The organism is Paracoccus sp. PAR01, from assembly GCF_014851995.1.
Lineage (GTDB): Bacteria > Pseudomonadota > Alphaproteobacteria > Rhodobacterales > Rhodobacteraceae > Paracoccus > Paracoccus litorisediminis.
The window spans coordinates 292,673-310,871 of sequence record NZ_JACVAW010000002.1 but is presented as its reverse complement, the minus strand read 5'-3'; the positions used below and the strand labels follow the sequence as shown (position 1 = coordinate 310,871).

At 64.9% G+C, this 18,199-nt stretch carries 19 protein-coding genes; 18 read left to right on the top strand and 1 reads right to left on the bottom strand.

The features are described 5' to 3' along the window. The first annotated feature begins 106 nt into the window (after positions 1-106). The gene (locus IB235_RS06645) at positions 107-1,216 is read left to right on the top strand and encodes a pyridoxal phosphate-dependent aminotransferase (protein WP_192336117.1); all 1,110 of its coding nucleotides are present in this window, start codon (positions 107-109) and stop codon (positions 1,214-1,216) included. 67 nt (positions 1,217-1,283) lie between these two features. On the opposite strand, the gene IB235_RS06640 is transcribed toward IB235_RS06645, so the two are convergent. After that, positions 1,284-1,766, bottom strand: a complete 483-nt coding sequence (locus IB235_RS06640; protein ID WP_155038826.1) for an Lrp/AsnC family transcriptional regulator — start codon at positions 1,764-1,766, stop codon at positions 1,284-1,286. Positions 1,767-1,890: 124 nt separating this feature from the next. Here IB235_RS06640 and IB235_RS06635 point away from each other — a divergent pair, with 124 nt between their 5' ends. The 17 genes from IB235_RS06635 to tilS all read left to right on the top strand — a co-directional run bounded on the left by IB235_RS06635 (position 1,891) and on the right by tilS (position 18,182). Next, entirely contained in the window at positions 1,891-2,220 is a 330-nt protein-coding gene (locus tag IB235_RS06635; protein ID WP_155038825.1) for a DUF2849 domain-containing protein, read from the top strand. After that, on the top strand, positions 2,213-3,868 hold the full coding sequence (locus IB235_RS06630) for a nitrite/sulfite reductase (protein WP_192336116.1): 1,656 nt from the start codon (positions 2,213-2,215) through the stop codon (positions 3,866-3,868). Before IB235_RS06635 ends, IB235_RS06630 begins: the two co-directional genes overlap by 8 nt. Continuing rightward, positions 3,861-4,592, top strand: a complete 732-nt coding sequence (locus IB235_RS06625) for a phosphoadenylyl-sulfate reductase (protein WP_155038823.1) — start codon at positions 3,861-3,863, stop codon at positions 4,590-4,592. The genes IB235_RS06630 and IB235_RS06625 overlap by 8 nt, the downstream gene beginning before the upstream one ends. Then, entirely contained in the window at positions 4,589-4,960 is a 372-nt protein-coding gene (locus IB235_RS06620; protein WP_192336115.1) for a DUF934 domain-containing protein, read from the top strand. The genes IB235_RS06625 and IB235_RS06620 overlap by 4 nt, the downstream gene beginning before the upstream one ends. Positions 4,961-5,015: 55 nt before the next feature. Beyond that, positions 5,016-5,855: a ferredoxin--NADP reductase gene (locus IB235_RS06615; protein ID WP_155038821.1), complete on the top strand. Its 840-nt coding sequence runs from the start codon at positions 5,016-5,018 to the stop codon at positions 5,853-5,855. 127 nt (positions 5,856-5,982) lie between these two features. Beyond that, positions 5,983-8,571 (top strand): type I DNA topoisomerase, encoded by a 2,589-nt coding sequence (gene topA, locus IB235_RS06610; protein ID WP_192336114.1) that lies wholly within the window; start codon positions 5,983-5,985, stop codon positions 8,569-8,571. 130 nt (positions 8,572-8,701) lie between these two features. After that, positions 8,702-9,406 carry a CoA transferase subunit A gene (locus IB235_RS06605; RefSeq protein WP_192336113.1) on the top strand — a complete coding sequence of 235 codons (705 nt, stop codon included), beginning with the start codon at positions 8,702-8,704 and terminating at the stop codon, positions 9,404-9,406. Next, a complete protein-coding gene (locus tag IB235_RS06600) occupies positions 9,406-10,035 on the top strand; it encodes a 3-oxoacid CoA-transferase subunit B (protein WP_155038818.1) in 630 nt (209 codons plus the stop codon). Before IB235_RS06605 ends, IB235_RS06600 begins: the two co-directional genes overlap by 1 nt. Positions 10,036-10,133: 98 nt before the next feature. Beyond that, the gene (locus tag IB235_RS06595) at positions 10,134-10,709 is read left to right on the top strand and encodes a hypothetical protein (protein WP_192336112.1); all 576 of its coding nucleotides are present in this window, start codon (positions 10,134-10,136) and stop codon (positions 10,707-10,709) included. A 99-nt stretch (positions 10,710-10,808) separates the two neighbouring features. Continuing rightward, positions 10,809-11,213, top strand: coding sequence for a tol-pal system-associated acyl-CoA thioesterase (ybgC, locus tag IB235_RS06590; protein WP_192336111.1), 405 nt, complete (start codon positions 10,809-10,811; stop codon positions 11,211-11,213). 99 nt (positions 11,214-11,312) lie between these two features. Continuing rightward, positions 11,313-12,008 (top strand): protein TolQ, encoded by a 696-nt coding sequence (tolQ, locus tag IB235_RS06585; RefSeq protein ID WP_155038815.1) that lies wholly within the window; start codon positions 11,313-11,315, stop codon positions 12,006-12,008. Continuing rightward, on the top strand, positions 12,008-12,475 hold the full coding sequence (locus IB235_RS06580) for an ExbD/TolR family protein (protein WP_155038814.1): 468 nt from the start codon (positions 12,008-12,010) through the stop codon (positions 12,473-12,475). The genes tolQ and IB235_RS06580 overlap by 1 nt, the downstream gene beginning before the upstream one ends. A 4-nt stretch (positions 12,476-12,479) precedes the next feature. Then, positions 12,480-14,057, top strand: a complete 1,578-nt coding sequence (locus IB235_RS06575; RefSeq protein ID WP_192336110.1) for a protein TolA — start codon at positions 12,480-12,482, stop codon at positions 14,055-14,057. Positions 14,058-14,117: 60 nt separating this feature from the next. Continuing rightward, entirely contained in the window at positions 14,118-15,443 is a 1,326-nt protein-coding gene (tolB, locus tag IB235_RS06570) for a Tol-Pal system beta propeller repeat protein TolB (protein WP_155038812.1), read from the top strand. Between the two features lie 21 nt (positions 15,444-15,464). Then, on the top strand, positions 15,465-15,971 hold the full coding sequence (gene pal / locus IB235_RS06565; RefSeq protein WP_155038811.1) for a peptidoglycan-associated lipoprotein Pal: 507 nt from the start codon (positions 15,465-15,467) through the stop codon (positions 15,969-15,971). Next, positions 15,971-16,909: a tetratricopeptide repeat protein gene (locus tag IB235_RS06560; protein ID WP_192336109.1), complete on the top strand. Its 939-nt coding sequence runs from the start codon at positions 15,971-15,973 to the stop codon at positions 16,907-16,909. The genes pal and IB235_RS06560 overlap by 1 nt, the downstream gene beginning before the upstream one ends. After that, complete coding sequence (gene tilS / locus IB235_RS06555) at positions 16,899-18,182, top strand: tRNA lysidine(34) synthetase TilS (RefSeq protein WP_192336108.1); 1,284 nt, start codon at positions 16,899-16,901, stop codon at positions 18,180-18,182. Before IB235_RS06560 ends, tilS begins: the two co-directional genes overlap by 11 nt. Positions 18,183-18,199 lie beyond the last annotated feature (17 nt).

Here is an 18,199-nt window from a genome sequence, read left to right as displayed (position 1 = left end):
CCCCCGCCGCGCGTTCCGCGCGACTCCCCCGGGGTATTTCCGAAACGATGAAGTCGAGGCTTGTGGCCACTTGCATGGGGCGGGCGTTTCGGTTTCTGGTGCGGCCATGAACCGACTCCGCTTTGCCCCGATCCCCGCAGGCCTGCCGGCCACCGTTCCCTTTACCGGTCCCGAGACGCTGGAGCGTCGTCGCGGCGCGCCTTTCCGCGCCAGGCTGGGGGCGAACGAGAATGGCTTTGGACCCTCGCCCAAGGCGGTCGAGGCGATGGCGCGGGCCAGCGCCGATGTCTGGAAATACGGCGATCCCGACAGCCATGATCTGCGCGAGGCGCTGGCGGCCCATCACGGCATTTCGCCCGCAAACATCATGCTGGGCGAGGGGATCGACGGACTTCTGGGCCTGCTGGTGCGGCTGGTCATGGCCCCCGGAGAGACGGTCGTGACCTCGGAGGGGGCCTATCCGACCTTCAACTACCATGTCGCGGGTTTCGACGGGCACCTGCACAAGGTGCCCTATTGTGACGATGCCGAAGATCTGGAGGCGCTGATCGCAGCGGGTCATGAAACCGGCGCGCGGCTGATCTATTTTGCCAATCCCGACAATCCGATGGGCAGCTGGCTGACGGGCGACCGTATCGAGGCGGCGCTGTCGCATTTGCCCGACGGCGCGTTGCTGATCCTGGACGAGGCCTATGCCGAATTCGCCCCCGAGGCCGCGATCCCCCGGATCGACCCCGAGGATGACCGGGTGATCCGCTTCCGCACCTTTTCCAAGGCCTATGGCATGGCCGGGGCGCGGATCGGCTATGCAATCGGGCCTGCTGAACTGATCGCGGGCTTTGACCGCATTCGCAACCATTTCGGCATCAATCGCACCGCCCAGATCGGGGCTTTGGCTGCGCTGCAAGATCAGGAATGGCTGGAGCGGACCCGGCTAAATGTCGGCAAGTCCCGCGACCGCATCGCCGCCACTGCCGCATCGAACGGGCTGCGTGCTCTGCCATCCGCCACCAATTTCGTCGCGGTCGATTGCGGGCAGGGCGGCGATTTCGCGCGCCGGGTTCTGGCGCAGTTGGCCGCGCAGGGTATCTTTGCCCGCATGCCCGGCGTTCCGCCGATGGACCGCTGCATCCGTATTTCCTGCGGCCCTGACCACGAACTCGATGCCTTTGCCGAGGCCCTGCCGGTCGCACTTGCCAGCGCGCGCGAGGACTGATCTCGCGCGCCAGGCTGTGATTTCACCGTGTTACAAATACCCGCTGCGACGCTGCCACCTGCGCAGGTCAGTCCAGCGGTAGCGCGGTCGTGGCCTTCAGCTCTTCCATCGACAGAAGCGCGGTCACGTTGTGGATCTTCACCTCCGAGATCAGCGCCTGATAGAAGCGATCATAGGCGCGGGCGTTCCGGACCCGCACCTTGAGGATGTAGTCGATATCGCCGGCCAGACGATGCGCCTCGATCACCTCGGGGCGGGCGCGGACGGCGGACAGGAAGCGGCGCGCCCAGTCTGGGTCATGCTCGCTGGTGCGGATCAGCACGAAGAAGCAGGCGTCCAGCCCAAGGGAATCGGGGTCCAGCAGCGCCACCTGCCCGCGGATGACGCCTGCCTCGCGCAGTTTGCGAATCCTGTTCCAGACCGGGGTCTTGGACGCCCCCACGCGGGCTGCGATGTCGTCCAGCGACAGAGTCGCATCCTCCTGCAAAAGGGACAGGATTTTACGATCTGTATCGTCCAGACGGGCCGGTGTTTGTCTCTCTTGGCTCATTGCGAAACTTGGTCCTGATTGCCTGCCATTTGTCTGGAACTGGTTTCTTATTTTTCCAGCCCACTCGTCAATATAGGGAAGATTTTTCTATATATGACTGACCCAATCCGAAAGGCAAAAGGCCATGTCCAAGACCTTCACCCCCTCGTTCGCAACCCCCGCCGTCATCACCGCGAATGACCTGCGCATGGGCCATTGCGTGTGGATGCGTGACGGTGGCTGGACCGCCGACCCGCGCGAGGCCCAGCTTTTCGAGGATGAGGCCATTGCCGATCTCGCCATGCTCGACGCGATCGGTCAGGCGAATCTCGTCGTCGGCCCCTATCTGGCCGAGGCCAAGCGCGGCACTGATGGCCGCCCCGAGCCGACCCATTTCCGCGAGGCCTTCCGCCGCCGCGGCCCGTCCAACTATTTCCATGGCAAGCAAGCCGAACTCGAGGCCAGCAATGTTTGACGCCCGCCCCCAGCATAACGAATACCTGCGCCATCGGGCGCAGCAGTTCCGCAGCCAGGTCGAGCGCCGGCTGGATGGCAGCCTGACCGAGGATGAGTTCCGCCCGCTGCGCCTGATGAATGGCGTCTACTTGCAGCTGCACGCCTATATGCTGCGGGTGGCCATTCCCTATGGCACGATCAGCCCCGACCAGATGCGCACGTTGGCCCTGCTGGCGAGCAAATGGGACAAGGGCTATGGCCATTGGACCACCCGCCAGAACATCCAGTACAACTGGCCGAAGCTGGTCGATATCCCGGATATGCTGGACGCGCTGGCCGATGTCGGCCTGCATGCGATCCAGACCTCGGGGAACACCATCCGCAACGTGACGACCGATGCCTTTGCCGGTGCTGCCGCCGACGAGGTCACCGATCCGCGCCCCTATGCGGAACTGTTGCGCGCCTGGTCGACCGACCATGCCGAATTCCAGTTCCTGCCGCGCAAGTTCAAGATCGCCATTTCCGGCGGCGAGAAGGACCGCGCCGTCATCGCCGCCCATGACATCGGCCTGCGCCTGCGCCGCAATGAGCAGGGTCAGCTGGGTTTCCAGGTCTGGATCGGTGGCGGTCTGGGCCGCACGCCGCTGCTGGGCAAGGTCGTCCGCGAATTCCTGCCCGAAGCCGACCTGCTGCCCTATGTCGAGGCGATCATCTCGGCCTATAACCTCGCTGGCCGCCGCGACAACAAATACAAGGCGCGGATCAAGATCACCGTGGCCGAGCGCGGCCTTGAGGTGATGCGCGACGAGATCGAGACTGAATTCCTCAGCCGCCGCGACGTGTTCACCGGCATCGATCAGGACCTGCTGCAGGAACTGAAGGCCGTCTATGCCGCCCCGGCCTTCCGCAATCAGGAAGACGGCGACCTTGAGGCCCAACGGGCTGCCAATGTCGGCTTCCGCAGCTGGACCGACACCAACCTGTCGGCTCACAAGGCGCCGGGCTATGCCAGCGTCATGGTGACCTTCAAGGCGCCGGGTCAGACGCCGGGCGATGCCTCGGCCGAGCAGATGAACCTGCTGGCCGATCTGGCCGAGCGTTATGGCCACCATGATCTGCGCATCAGCCACGACCAGAACGTCGTCCTGCCGCATGTCCACAAATCGGACCTGTTCGCGCTGTATCAGGAACTGAAGGCGGCCGGTCTGGCCACCGCCAATGCCGGTCTGATCAGCGACATCGTCGCTTGCCCTGGCATGGACTACTGCGCGCTGGCCACCGCCCGTTCGATCCCGATCGCACAGGATATCGCCGACCACTTCCGTGCCCGCGAGCTGGAAGAGGACATCGGCAAGATCGACATCCGTATCTCGGGTTGCATCAACGCCTGCGGCCATCACCATCTGGGCCATATCGGCATTCTCGGTCTGGACCGGGCCGGTGTCGAAAACTACCAGATCACGCTGGGCGGCGACGGCTATGACATCCCGGCCATCGGTCAGCGCCCCGGCGCGGGCTTCCCGGCCGAAGAGGTCGTCCCGGCCATCGACCGCATCATCGACGCCTATCTGGACCTGCGTGAATCTGCTGAGGAGCGCTTCATCGATGCCTATCGTCGCGTAGGGGCAGCTCCGTTCAAGGCGGCGCTGTATCCCGCCGATGCTTGATGGGAGCCTGGACGATCGCGCCGCGCTTCTGAATGAGCGCTACAAACATCATGCCGCGACCGAAGTGTTGCGGCGTGCCCTGAACGATCCCGATCTGGGCCGGGTGACGCTGGTGTCGTCCTTTGGTTCGGAATCGGTGGTGTTGCTGCACATGGTCTCGGTCGTTGCCCCCGGCACGCCGATCCTGTTCATCGACACGCAGATGCTGTTTCAGGAAACCCTGGATTATCAGCTTGAGGTCTCGGAAAAGCTGAAGCTGACCAATGTGCAGGTGGTGCGTGCCACCGAACGCGAGGTCGCGTTGAACGATCCCGACGGCACGCTGCATCAGTTCAGCACCGATTCCTGCTGCGACCTGCGCAAGACCATTCCGCTGGAGCGTGAACTGTCCAAGTTCGACGCCTGGATCACCGGTCGCAAGCGCTTTCAGGGCGGCGAGCGTCAGCAGCTGGAGTTCTTCGAGGCCGAGCCTCCGGCCCGGCTGCGCATCAACCCGCTGGCCCACTGGCGGTCCGAGGATGTTCAGGACTATATGGCCGAGAACAACCTGCCACGGCATCCGCTGGTCGCCAAGGGCTTTGCCTCGATCGGCTGCGCGCCCTGCACCTCGCCCATCAAGCCGGGCGAGGACCCCCGTGCCGGTCGCTGGCGGGGCAGCCAGAAGACCGAATGCGGCATCCATTTCATCGGCGGCAAGATGGTCCGCACAGGAGCGAATGCATGAGCGATTTCTTTCTGGTCCGCGATGACGGCTTCCATCCCCATGACGGGGCCGAGCCGGTCATTCTGGCCCCGGATGTTGATCCCGCGACCTTGGGTGACTATCTGGGCCATGATCTGATCGCCATCAGCTTTCCTTCCTTCAGCGACGGGCGCGGCTTCACGCTGGCCCGCCTGCTGCGCGAAAAGGGTTTCGCCGGGCGGCTGCGTGCCGTGGGCGGTCTGATCGCCGACCAATATGCGATGGCCCGCCGCGTGGGCTTCGACGAAGTGCAGATTCCAGCAGCGCTGGCCGCCCGCCAGCCGCAAGAGCAATGGCTATACCGTGCCGACTGGCAGCAATGGGATCACCGTTCGCGCCTTGCCGGATGAAACGGCCGGGGTTTTCCCCCGGTCCCACCTGAATTAGATAGACCCGGACCCTGACATGACACTGGATCTCTCCGTGGCCGAAGCCGCCGTTAAACCCGCCAAGACCCTGCCCGATGCCCAGACCGTCACCTCGGTCACGCATTGGAGCGACACGCTGTTTTCCTTCCGCGTGACGCGGCCGGCTTCCCTGCGCTTCCGCTCGGGCGAGTTCGTGATGATCGGTTTGCCGGGCGACAACGGCAAGCCGATCCTGCGCGCCTATTCCATCGCGTCGCCCAATTGGGACGACGAACTGGAATTCTACTCGATCAAGGTGCCGGATGGGCCGCTGACCTCGAAGCTGCAGCTGATCGAGCCGGGTGACGAGATCATCCTGCGTCCGAAGCCCGTGGGCACGCTGGTGCTGGATGCGCTGCTGCCGGGCAAGCGCATGTGGTTCCTGGCCACCGGGACGGGGCTTGCGCCCTTTGCCTCGCTGATGCGCGACCCCGAGACCTATGAGCGCTACGAGCAGGTCATCATGATGCATACCTGCCGTACCGCCGAGGAACTGACCTATGGCCGCGAGCTGGTCGAGAACCTGAAGCACGACCCGCTTCTGGGCGAGATCTATGGCGAGGATTTTGCCAATCGCCTGCTGTATTACCCCACCACCACCCGCGAAGAGAGCCCCTTCATGGGCCGGATCACCGACAACCTGACCTCGGGTAAGGTATTCGAGGATCTGAATCTTCCGCCCATGGATGTGGCGAATGACCGCGCCATGGTCTGCGGCAGTCTGGCCTTCAACGTCGACGTCAAGGAAGTGCTGGAAGGGTTCGGTCTGCGCGAGGGTGCAAACAGCGATCCGAAGGAATTCGTGGTCGAGAAGGCCTTTGTCGGCGACGGCGTCTGAGGTAGCTGCCGGGGGTCTCACACCCCCGGACCCCCGTGGGGTATTTTCAAAACGATGAAAGCCCGGCGTTGACACTGCGCCGGGCTATGCTCATTTTCCCCGCCCGAATCATAGCGAAGGATTATCCATGCCTGTCGTCGTCGTCGAATCTCCGGCCAAGGCCAAGACGATCAACAAGTATCTGGGCGACGACTATACGGTTCTGGCCTCGTTCGGGCATGTGCGGGACCTGCCGCCCAAGGATGGCAGCGTCGATCCCGAAGCCGATTTCGCCATGAAATGGGAAGTCGCGAGCGAGTCGAAGAAGCACGTCAAGGCGATCAAGGATGCGCTTGCCTCGGACCCGAACCTGATCCTCGCCACCGACCCCGATCGCGAGGGTGAGGCGATTTCGTGGCACCTGCTTGAGACCTTGGCCCCCGCGCTGAAGAAGGGTGCGCAGGTCAGTCGTGTGACCTTCAACGCCATTACCAAGAATGCCGTGACCGAAGCGATGGCGGCCCCGCGCCAGATCGACCAGCCGCTGGTCGATGCCTATCTGGCACGCCGGGCGCTGGATTATCTGGTGGGCTTCAACCTGTCCCCGGTGCTGTGGCGCAAGCTGCCCGGCGCGAAATCCGCGGGCCGGGTGCAATCGGTCGCCCTGCGGGTCATCGTTGACCGTGAGATGGAGATCGAGGCCTTCAAGGCCCGTGAATATTGGTCGGTTCATGCAAAACTGGCGACCCCGCGCGGCGATCAGTTCGATGCGGCGCTGACGGTTTATGGCGGCAAGAAGCTGGAGCGTTTCGACATCGCGACCGAGAAGGATGCGATGCTGGCGGTCTCGGCGATTGCGGCGCGCGATCTGAAGGTCGCAAGCGTCACCGCCAAGCCCGCGAGCCGCAACCCTTGGCCGCCCTTCATGACCTCGACCCTGCAGCAGGAGGCCAGCCGCAAGCTGGGCCTTGGCGCACGGGCCTGCATGTCGGCGGCGCAGCGGCTGTATGAGGCGGGCCACATCACCTATATGCGGACCGACGGCATCGACATGGCCCCCGAGGCGGTGATGTCCGCCCGCGACGCGATCAAGAAGCGCTTCGGCGAGGAGTATCTTCCGAGCAGCCCGCGCATGTACAAGAACAAGGCCAAGAACGCGCAGGAAGCCCACGAGTGCATCCGGCCGACGGACATGTTCATGTCGCCCGACAAGTTGCCGGTGTCCGACAAGGACCAGAAGGCGCTGTATGACCTGATCTGGAAGCGCACCATTGCCTCCCAGATGGAATCGGCGCGGATGGAGCGCACGACGGTAGAGATCGCCTCGGCGGATGCTCAGGTGGGTCTGCGCGCCAATGGGCAGGTCATGTTGTTCGACGGCTTCCTGAAGGTCTATGATCAGGGCCGCGATGACGAGGAAGACGAGGACTCGCGCCGACTGCCCGCCATCCATGAGGGCGAAAAGGCCGAGAAGCGCGGCATTACCCCCGAGCAGCATTTCACCCAAGCCCCTCCGCGCTATACCGAGGCGACACTCGTCAAGCGCATGGAAGAGCTGGGGATCGGGCGTCCCTCGACCTATGCGTCGATCGTCACGACGATTCAGGACCGCGACTATGTCCGCAAGGAACAGAACCGTCTGATCCCCGAGGATAAGGGGCGGCTGGTCACCATCTTCCTGCTGAAATATTTCCCGCGCTATGTCAGCTATGACTTCACCTCGAGCCTTGAGGGCGAGCTGGACGATATCTCCTCGGGTGAGCGCGCTTACCGCGAGGTGCTGCGCCGCTTCTGGAAGGACTTCACCGCTGCGCTGGAGGGGACGTCCGAGCTGCGCATCGGCGAGGTGCTGGAAGCCATCGACGAGGCGCTGGCACCGCATCTGTATCCGGCCCGTGCCGACGGGACCGATCCGCGCGAATGCCCGCTGTGCCACAAGGGGCGGCTGCATCTGAAGACCGCGCGTTCCGGGGGGGCCTTTATCGGTTGCACCAATTATCCCGAATGCCGCTTTACCCGTCCGATCAGCAGCCCCGAGGGCGAGGTTGTGGGCGATGCGGTGCTGGGCACTGACAATGGCGATGAGATCAGCCTGAAGAATGGCCGTTTCGGGCCTTACGTCCAGCGGGGTGAGGCGACGGCGGAAGTGCCGAAACCGCCGCGTGCCTCGGTCCCGAAGGGTTGGGAACTGGCCTCGGTCGATCTGGAGCGCGCCTTGGCGCTGCTGGCGCTGCCGCGCGAGATCGGCGCGCATCCCGAGGATGGCGTCGCCGTCGAGGCGGGGATTGGCCGCTACGGGCCTTACGTCAAGCATGGCTCGAAATATGTGAACCTGCCCGATGTCGACGAGGTCTTCACCATCGGCATGAACCGCGCGGTCGAGGTTCTGGCCTCGAAGGTGGTGCGGGGCAGGGCGGCAACCGCCGCGCCGCTGGTCGAACTGGGCGAGCATCCCGAGGGTGGCCCGGTGCAGGTTCTGGCCGGGCGCTATGGGCCTTATGTCAAATGGGGCAAGGTCAACGCGACCCTGCCGCGCGATCTGGAGCCAGAGGCAGTCTCGCTGGAACGGGCGCTGGAACTGATCACCGAGAAGGCTGGCAAGACCAAGAAACCGGCGAAGAAGGCTGCGGCCAAAACCGCCGAGAATAAGACGACCGAGAAAAAGCCCGCCGCCAAGAAGACCGCCGCGAAAGCCCCGGCCAAAAAGGCCGCCACCAAGACCAAGAAAGCCGAGTAATCCGGCAATCCCGGTATCTCCCGCCCCGAACCTGATGCGTTCGGGGCGGGATTTTTCATGCCGCAGTGCGGCGCGTTGACTTCGCATCCCATCCCCGCCACAAATTTCGGAAGCCTAGGCGGAGGGGTAGATGAAAAAGATCTATGACAGTGCGGAAGCCGCGCTGGAGGGGGTCCTGAGGGACGGAATGCTGATCGCGGCAGGTGGCTTTGGCCTGTGCGGCATCCCGGAATTGCTGATCGACGCGATCCACAAGGCAGGGACCAAGGATCTGACCATCGCCAGCAACAATTGCGGCGTCGATGGGTTCGGTCTGGGCATCCTGCTCGACTCGCGCCAGATCAAGAAGATGATCTCGTCCTATGTCGGCGAGAATGCGGAATTCATGCGCCAGTATCTGTCGGGCGAGCTGGAGCTGGAGTTCAACCCGCAGGGCACTTTGGCCGAGCGCATGCGGGCCGGTGGCGCGGGTATTCCGGGCTTCTACACCAAGACCGGTCTCGGCACGGTCATCGCGGATGGCAAGGAGCACAAGGATTTCGACGGCGAGACCTATATCCTTGAACGCGGCCTTGTCGCCGATCTGGCCATCGTCAAAGGCTGGAAGGCAGACGCCTCGGGCAATGTGGTCTTCCGCAAGACGGCGCGCAACTTCAACGTTCCGGCGGCGAAATGCGGTCGCACCTGCATCGTCGAGGTCGAAGAGATCGTGCCCACCGGCAGCCTTGACCCCGATAGCATCCATCTGCCCGGCATCTATGTGCACCGTCTGATCCAGGGGCAGCATGAAAAGCGCATCGAACAACGCACCACCCGCAAGAAGGAGGCCGTCTGATGCCTTGGGATCGGAACCAGATGGCCGCCCGCGCCGCGCAGGAATTGCAGGACGGCTGGTATGTGAACCTTGGCATCGGCATCCCGACGCTGGTCGCGAACTATATCCCCGAGGGTGTCGAGGTCACGCTGCAATCGGAAAACGGCATGCTGGGCATCGGGCCTTTCCCCTTTGAAGGCGAGGAGGATCCCGACCTGATCAATGCGGGCAAGCAGACCGTGACGGCGCTGCCGCAGACGGCCTTCTTTGACAGTTCCGAAAGCTTTGCGATGATCCGCGGCGGCAAGATCGCCATGGCGATCCTTGGCGCGATGGAGGTCTCGGAGACGGGCGATCTGGCGAACTGGATGATCCCCGGCAAGCTGGTCAAGGGCATGGGCGGCGCGATGGATCTGGTCGCGGGCGTCAAGCGCGTGGTCGTGGTCATGGACCACACCAACAAGGCCGGTGAATCGAAGGTGCTGAAGGCCTGCACCCTGCCACTGACTGGCAAGGCCGTAGTCAACCGCATCATCAGTAATCTGGGCGTTCTCGACGTGGTCGAGGGCGGATTGAAAATCGTCGATCTCGCCGATGGCGTGACCGAGGCGGAACTGCGCGCGGCAACCGAGGCGACGATCGTCGCTTGACGCGCGGGCTGAAACGTCCGAGGGGGCTGTCCGCCCCCTCTTGCGGCCTGCGCCGCAATTCACCCCCGAGGATATTTCCGCAAGAAAGAAGGACGGCCATGTTCGGCGCCGATGACATCGCAGCACTTTTCACCCGCGACGGCAATTATCTGTGCGCACGCTGGGGACGGCCTGTCGCGCCGGTGATCTTTGGCCTGTCGGACGAGACGCTGGCCATCTTTCGTGACGTGACGCGGGCGGCGCTGGTTCATGCCGGACATCCTCAGGTCGAGACCGATCCCGAGATGGGCGCGAACCTGATGAGCTTTTTCGTGCGTGACTGGGACGAACTGTCAGACATTCCCGATCTGGACGGGCTGACCGGGCAGCAGGACCTGCCGCAGCGATTGAAGGCGCAGACGGCGGATCAATACCGCATCTTTCGTTTCGACAGCGACGGGGGCATTCGCGCCTGCATGACCTTCGTGAACATGGGCGGGGGCCTTGCCGACGCCCACCCCGCCGGATTGGCCGAGATGATGGTCATGCGCGCGCTGCTGACTTTTGCACAGGATGTCACGCCCTCGCGCGAGCTGGCCGATCTGATCCGCGTTGCCTATGATCCGGTCCTGCCGGTCGTGGCGCGTGACCAAAGCCATGCCATGCGCCTTGCCGCACGGTTGCAGCGCCGCTAGTCCCCAATTCTTTCTTGGTCAAATATCCTCCGGGGGAGTCGCCGGGACGGCGACGGGGGCGGAAAGCCCCCCCGCGACCGCAAAGTCAGGAGCTGATCCATGCATCTTTTCCCCGTCCGCGTTTATTACGAGGATACCGACCTTGCGGGTATCGTCTATTACGCGAACTACCTGAAATTCATCGAGCGTGCCCGCAGCGAATGGCTGCGCGATCTGGGGATCGATCAGGCGGCGATGAAGCGCGACGGTCTGGTCTTTGTCGTGCGCCGGATCGAGGCCGATTACGTATCGCCCGCGCGTTTCGACGATGATCTGACCGTGCAATCCAGCATCCACGAAATGGGCGCGGCGCGGATCATCATGTGTCAGAAGGTGCGGCGCGGCGATCAGCTGCTGTTCTCGGCCGTGGTCACTTTGGTCTGTATCACCGAGGCCGGACGACCGGTGCGGATGCCCAAAGATGTGACCTCACGGCTGGGCGGGCCGGAAAGCACTTGTTCCTGACGCAGAATTGACGCGGCAGGGTTTGTCTGGCCGCGTCATTGCTGCTAATCCGCAAGGCCAGAAGCCGCGAAGCAGCGGCCAAAATCACAGGCCTGATTCATGGAACAACTCGCCGGAGCCGGTCAGCCGGTCGACTTTTCTCTGATCGCGCTGTTTGCGCGCGCGTCGCTGACCGTCCAGATCGTGATGGTGATGCTGATCCTGGCCTCGTTCTGGGCCTGGGCGATCATCATCCAGAAATTCATCTCGTACAATGCCGCCAAGCGCGAGGCCGACCGCTTCGACCGCGCCTTCTGGTCGGGCCAGCCGCTGGACGACCTGTTCGACCGGGTGGGCGATCAGCCCTCGGGTGCGGCTGAGCGCATCTTTTCGGCGGGCATGACCGAGTGGCGGCGCAGCCATCGTGACGATGGCGGGCTGATCGCCGGAGCGACCGCCCGCATCGACCGCGCCATGAACGTCGCCATCAACCGCGAAAACGACCGCCTGACCCGCGGGCTGCCCTTTCTTGCCACGGTCGGCTCGACCGCGCCCTTCATCGGGCTGTTCGGCACGGTCTGGGGCATCAAGACCGCGTTCGAGGAAATCGCGATTTCGCAGAACACTTCGCTGGCCGTCGTCGCCCCTGGCATTGCCGAGGCGCTGGTCGCCACCGCGCTGGGTCTGCTGGCGGCTATTCCGGCGGTGATCTTCTACAACAAGCTCAGCGCCGATTCCGACCGGATCGTCGGCGGCTATGAGGCTTTCTCGGACGAGTTTTCGACCATCCTGTCGCGCCAGCTGGAAGACGACTGATGGGGGCCGGGGTCGTCAGAAAGGATCGCCGGGGCCGAGGACGCGCCAAGTCCCAGCCCATGGCCGAAATCAACGTCACGCCCTTCGTGGACGTGATGCTGGTGCTGCTGATCATCTTCATGGTCGCCGCACCCCTGCTGACGGTGGGCGTGCCTTTGGAGCTGCCCAAGACCGCCGCGCAATCCGTCCCGGCCGAGCCCGAGGAGCCGCTGAGCGTCTCGGTCACGCCCGATGGGCCGATTCTGGTGATGACCACCGAGGTCCCCGAGGATGAGCTGATCACCCGGCTGCAGGCGGTGGCGCAGGAGCGCCAGAGCGACAAGATCTATCTGCGCGCCGACGGCTCGATCCCCTATTCCCGCATCATGGAGGTGATGGGGGCGCTGAACGCCGCGGGCTTCAACAATATCGTGCTGGTGACGGATTCGGGCGGCCCCCGGATGAACGGCCAGAATACCGAAGGCTAGGGCGATGGATCGCTCCGACCGTATCGGCTACTGGGTCTCGGGTGTCGCGCATGCCGGGTTGCTCGGCTTTGCGGTCGTGGGCGGCGCGCTGTTCCGCCCGCAACCGCTGGAAGCCATCCGCATGGCCGAGGTCGCGACCATGTCCGAGGCCGAGTTTCAGGCTTTGGCCGCGGCTGCGGCAGGGCGGGGACCTGTGGATGAGCTGGCCGAAACCACGCCGGCACAGCCGCGTCCCCCCACGGATGAGGACGTCCTGGGTGCGCCCGAGGCGACGAGCCCACCCGTCCCGGATGCGAACTCGGCTGAGTTGACCGCACCCGCCGAGCGTCCCGAGGCGCAGCCGGACCTTTCGGATTTCCAGAACCAATCGCGTCCCGTCGCGGTCGCCACTCTGGCACCGCAGCCGAACCAGCCAGCGTCCTCGGATGATCCGGCGGAACTGCCCGCCAGTGCCTCGCGTCCCAATCCGGCGCGTGAGGCGGCGCAGCCGCAGGCTCCGGCACCGATCCCGCAGCGGTCCGAGCAGGCTCCGATCGAATCCGCGCGTCCGAACGGTCGCCCCGAGGGGTTGGCCGAAGCCGTGCAGGCCCGCCGCGAAGCCGCCGAGGCCGCGCGTCAGCGCGAGCTGACCTTGGCCCGCGAGGCCGAGGAAGCCGCCGCCGAACAGGCCGCCGCTGCCCGCCGCGAGGAGGCCGCCGCCAAGCGTCAGGCCGAAGAGCGTGCCCGCGAGGAACGCCGCGAGACCGAGCGCAAGGAAGAGGCCGAGGCCGCGCGCGATGCCGCTGCTGCCGAGGAACGCGCGCGCCGTCAGGCCGCCGCTGAAGCTGCCGAGACCGAGGAACGTGAAGCCGCCGACGCCGCCGTAGCAGCCGACAAGAAGGCAGCAGCGGAAAAGGCTGCCGCCGAGAAGAAGACCGCCGAGAAGAAGGCCGCCGAGAAGGCTAGGGCCGCTGCCGCTGCCGAAGCTGCCGCCGCTGAGAAGGCTGCCGCCGAGAAGGCCGAGAAACGCGCCGCTGAAGCCAAGGCCAAGAAAGAGGCCGAAGAAAAGGCCGCTGCCGAGAAGGCCGCCGAGGAAAAACGCGCCGCCGAGAAGAAGGCTGCCGAAAAGGCCGAAGCCGAGGCCAAGGCCAAGGAAAAGGCTGAAGCCGAGCGCAAGGCTGCTGCCGACGCCAAGAAAAAGGCCGCCCAAGCCGAAGAGAAGAAGAAGGAAGAGGGCTCTGCCGGGGCAGGCGGGGGCGGTGCCGCCGCCAGTGGCCCGCCGCTGAGCCAGGGCGAGAAGGACGGCTTCCGTGTTGCCGTCGAGGCCTGCTGGAACCGTGGCTCGCTTTCGACCGAAGCCAGCCGGACCAAGGTCTCGGTCAGCTTCTCGATGTCGGCGGATGGCAAGCCGGAATCGGGCTCGCTGAAGATGATCGACCATAACGGCGCCTCGGAAGCTGCCGCCAAGCAGGCCTATGAGGCGGCGCGGCGGGCGATCCTGATGTGCGGCAGGAACGGCTACAAACTGCCGGCGGACAAATACAACCGCTGGAAAGATGTCATCATCGATTTCAATCCCAGTGGAAACGCGACGATCAAGTAGCGCCATGGCATACCTGACCCCGACGCCTTACCCTGCAACCAGACCTCACGAGGGCGACACATGTTGCGTAAACTTTTCCTGACCTCCGCCATGGCCCTTGCGGGTCTTGGCCTTGCCGCGCCGGCCTTCGCGCAGGACGGGCCGCTGCGGATCGAGATCACCGACGGCGTGATCGAGCCGATGCCCTTTGCCATCGCCAGCTTCCACGACGAGGGCGGCGCGGGCGAATTGCTGGCCAAGGTGCAGGGCCTGATCGCCGCCGACCTGACCGGCACCGGCCTGTTCCGCGAGATCCCGGCCTCGGCTCATATCGCGCGCCCGGAAAGCTTCGAGGCGCCGGTGGCCTATGAGGACTGGAAGGCGATCAACGCCCAAGCCCTGATCACCGGCGCGGTCCGGGTCGAGGGCGGCAAGGTCATCGTCAAGTTCCGCCTGTTCGACGTTTTCGCGGGCCAGCCGCTGGGCGACGGGATGCAGTTCGACGCCTCGACCGGGAACTGGCGCCGCGCCGCGCATAAGGCCGCCGATCAGGTCTATGCCCGCCTGACGGGCGAAGGCCCCTATTTCGATAGCCGCGTCGCCTTTGTGCAGGAAAGCGGTCCCAAGGACGCGCGCCGCAAACGCATCGGCGTGATGGATTACGATGGCGCGAATATCAAATACCTGACCGACGATTCCACGCTGGTGCTGAAGCCGCGCTTCTCGCCCGATGGTTCGCGCCTGCTTTACACCAGCTATGCCAGCGGCTTCCCGCAGGCGATGATGATGGATGTGAACTCACTGGGCGCGCGGGCGCTGGCCGGCGAGCAGGGCACGATGAGCTTTGCGCCGCGCTTCTCGCCCGATGGGCGCTGGATCGTCTATTCTCTGGAAAAGAACGGCAATACCGACATTTTCCAGATGGACGCGGCTTCGGGTGCGCAGCGTGCGCTGACCAATGCACCCTCGATCGAGACCTCGCCCAGCTTCAGCCCGGATGGTCGCCAGATCGTCTTTGAAAGCGACCGCTCGGGCGTGCCGCAGCTGTACATCATGTCGGCCAGCGGTGGTGAACCGAAGCGCATCAGCTTTGGCGACGGGCGCTATGGCACCCCGGTCTGGTCGCCGCGCGGCGACATGATCGCATTCACCCGGCAGGTGGGCGGAAAATTCCACATCGGCGTCATGCGCACTGATGGCTCGGAAGAAAAAATGCTGACCGAATCGTTCCTTGACGAGGGCCCGTCTTGGGCCCCCAATGGGCGCGTCGTGATGTTTACCCGCGTGACCCCCGGTGGAAACGGCGAGCCTCGGCTTCATTCGGTGGACATCACCGGGCGGAACATGCGACCGGTCAAGTTGAATGGGGCGGCTTCGGACCCGGATTGGGGTCCTCTGCTGCCGTAACCGCGGGGACTGGACAGGATTATGAAGACTTTCGTGAAATTTGCGGCGATGGGCGCGCTGCTGACCATGGCGGCGTGTTCGCGCCCGGCACAGCAGGGTGCCATGGTCAACGACCCCTATGCCAAGATGAATCAGGGCGTGGGCGTCGGCACGCTGCCCGGCACGCCCGAGCACTTCAAGGCGACGGCGGGCGACACCGTGCTGTTCCCGGTGGACCAGTCCACCCTGACCCCGGAAGCACGTACCACGCTGGCCAATCAGGCCGGCTGGCTGAAGCAGAACCAGGGCTACTCGGCCCTGATCGAGGGTCATGCGGATGAGCAGGGGACGCGGGAATACAACCTTGCCCTTGGTGCGCGTCGTGCCAGCTCGGTTCAGGAATACCTGATCTCGCAGGGGGTGACGTCGGGCCGTCTGCGCACCGTCAGCTACGGCAAGGAACGCCCGCTGGAAGTCTGCTCGACCGAGGAATGCTACAACAAGAACCGCCGCGCGGTGACCGTGGTCAGCCCCGGGGCGGGCATGTGATGGGCGCATTCCGTAGCATCATCCTTGCCGCAGGGCTGGCGCTGACCGCGCTGCCCGCAGCGGCGCAGGACAAGCAGACGCTGGCCGATGTCCGCGCCGAGCTGTCGCAGCTGTCGGCGGACCTGCAAAGCCTGCGCGGCGAGCTGGTCGCGGCAGGTCCCGCAGGCTTTGCCGCCGCTGGCGGCGACAGCGCCATCGACCGCATGAACGCGATGGAGGCGCGGCTGCAGCAACTGACCGGCCAGACCGAGCAGTTGCAAAACCGCATCGACCGTATCGTCAAGGACGGCACCACCCGCATCGGCGACATCGAGTTCCGCCTGTGCGAGATGGAAGAAGGCTGTGATCTGGGCAGCCTGACCACGCCGACGCTGGGCGAGCAGGGCGGCTCGGCCCCGCTGCCGTCCTCGAACCAGCAGGGCGCGCTTGACGCGCCCGCCACCACCCCCCCAAACACCCTTGCGGCCGGGGCCCCCACTGCGGCGGAGCAGGCTGATTTTGACCGGGCCCGGGAGGTGCTCGGTCAAGGTGACTTTCGTCAAGCAGCCGATCTCTTCGCACACGTAGCACAGGCCCATGCCGGGGGTCCGCTGACCGCCGAGGCGCTGTTCCTGCGCGGGGCGGCGCTGGATTCCGCAGGCGATCTGTCGGGGGCGGGGCTGGCATGGCTGGAAAGCTTTGCCGCCAATCCGAACGGCCCGCAGGCGCCGGATTCGCTTCTGGGCCTGTCGCGCGCCATGGGCGCCAAGGGCGGTGCCGATCAGGGCTGCTTCTATCTGCAGGAAATCCTTGCCCGCTTCCCCGCCGCCCCGCAGGCGGCCGAGGCTGAAAAGCGCATGACCGATGCCCAATGCGCCAGCGCATTCGAGGGCGAGCTGGCCACCGATCCCGAAATGATGGACCCCGAGGCCGCCGCGGATCTGGCCGATGGCCAGTGATCCCGGCCCGTCACGGACCGATGACACTCCCCCGAACGATCCAGTTGCCCGATCTATCGGCCATGTGCTGACCCGTCTGGCGGGCGATATGTCGCGACTGGGGATCGCCCTGTCTGGTGGCGGGGATTCCGTGGCGCTGATGCATCTGGTGCATGGCTGGGGGCAGGGCCGCGTGCTGATGGCCGCGACCGTCGATCACGGCCTGCGTCCCGAAGCCGCCGATGAGGCGCGTCAGGCGCATCGTGCCGCGACGGCGCTGGGAATTCCCCATGCGACGCTGCTTTGGCAGCGGGACAGTGAGGCCGGGAATATGATGGCTGCGGCGCGCGATGCCCGGTTGCGACTTCTGGCCGGATGGGCGCAGCGCAACAATCTGGATGCCGTGCTGCTGGGTCATACGCTGGACGATCAGGCCGAGACCCTGCTGATGCGTTTGGCGCGCGGTTCGGGCGTGGACGGGCTGGCGGGCATGGCCGAGACCCGCAGCGCCTTTGGCATGCGCTGGCTGCGCCCGATGCTGGGCCTGTCACGGGCCGAATTGCGCGACTGGCTGACCGGACGCGGGGTGGGTTGGATCGACGACCCCTCGAACGAGAACGAGGATTACGACCGCGTTCGTATCCGCAAGGCCTTGGCGCTGCTGGACCTGCCCGCACGGCAACTGGCCCAGACCGGCGCGAATATGGCGATGGCGCGGGATGCTTTGCAGGATTTCGCCATACAGGTCGCCGATGGGACTGAAGCCCGAAATGCCGGGCTGAAGCTGCCCCTGACCGCGTTTCGCCGCGCCCCTTTGGAAATCCGCCGGCGACTTCTTGTCGCAGGGCTGCGATTTGTTTCGGGTGCGGATTATCCCCCCCGGCGCGAGGCGGTGCTGCATGCGCTTGGCGCTTTGGCGCGTGCGCCCCGTGTCACGCTGGACGGCGTGATTGCCGAGCCAAGGGCCGACTGGCTGCATCTGTACCGAGAGCCTGCGGCGGCGCTGCGTGCCGCCCCTGCCATGGCCGACGCGGATGGCGTGGCCTTGTGGGACGGGCGTTGGCAGATCTCGGGCCTTGCGTCTGGCCAGCAGGTCCGCGCGCTGGGGCACGACCTTTTGCCAGAGCTGAACTGGCGTGCGTCCGGACTGCTGCGCGATGAGGCCGCGGCCACTCCCGGCATCTGGCAGGGCGACGATCTGATCGCCGCACCGCTGCTGAAACCGCAGCCGGAATATGCCGTTCGGTCACTTCGTGGGCTGCCTGAATTCCGGGCTTTGCTCTATACTCATTGAACCTGACGCCGGAATCC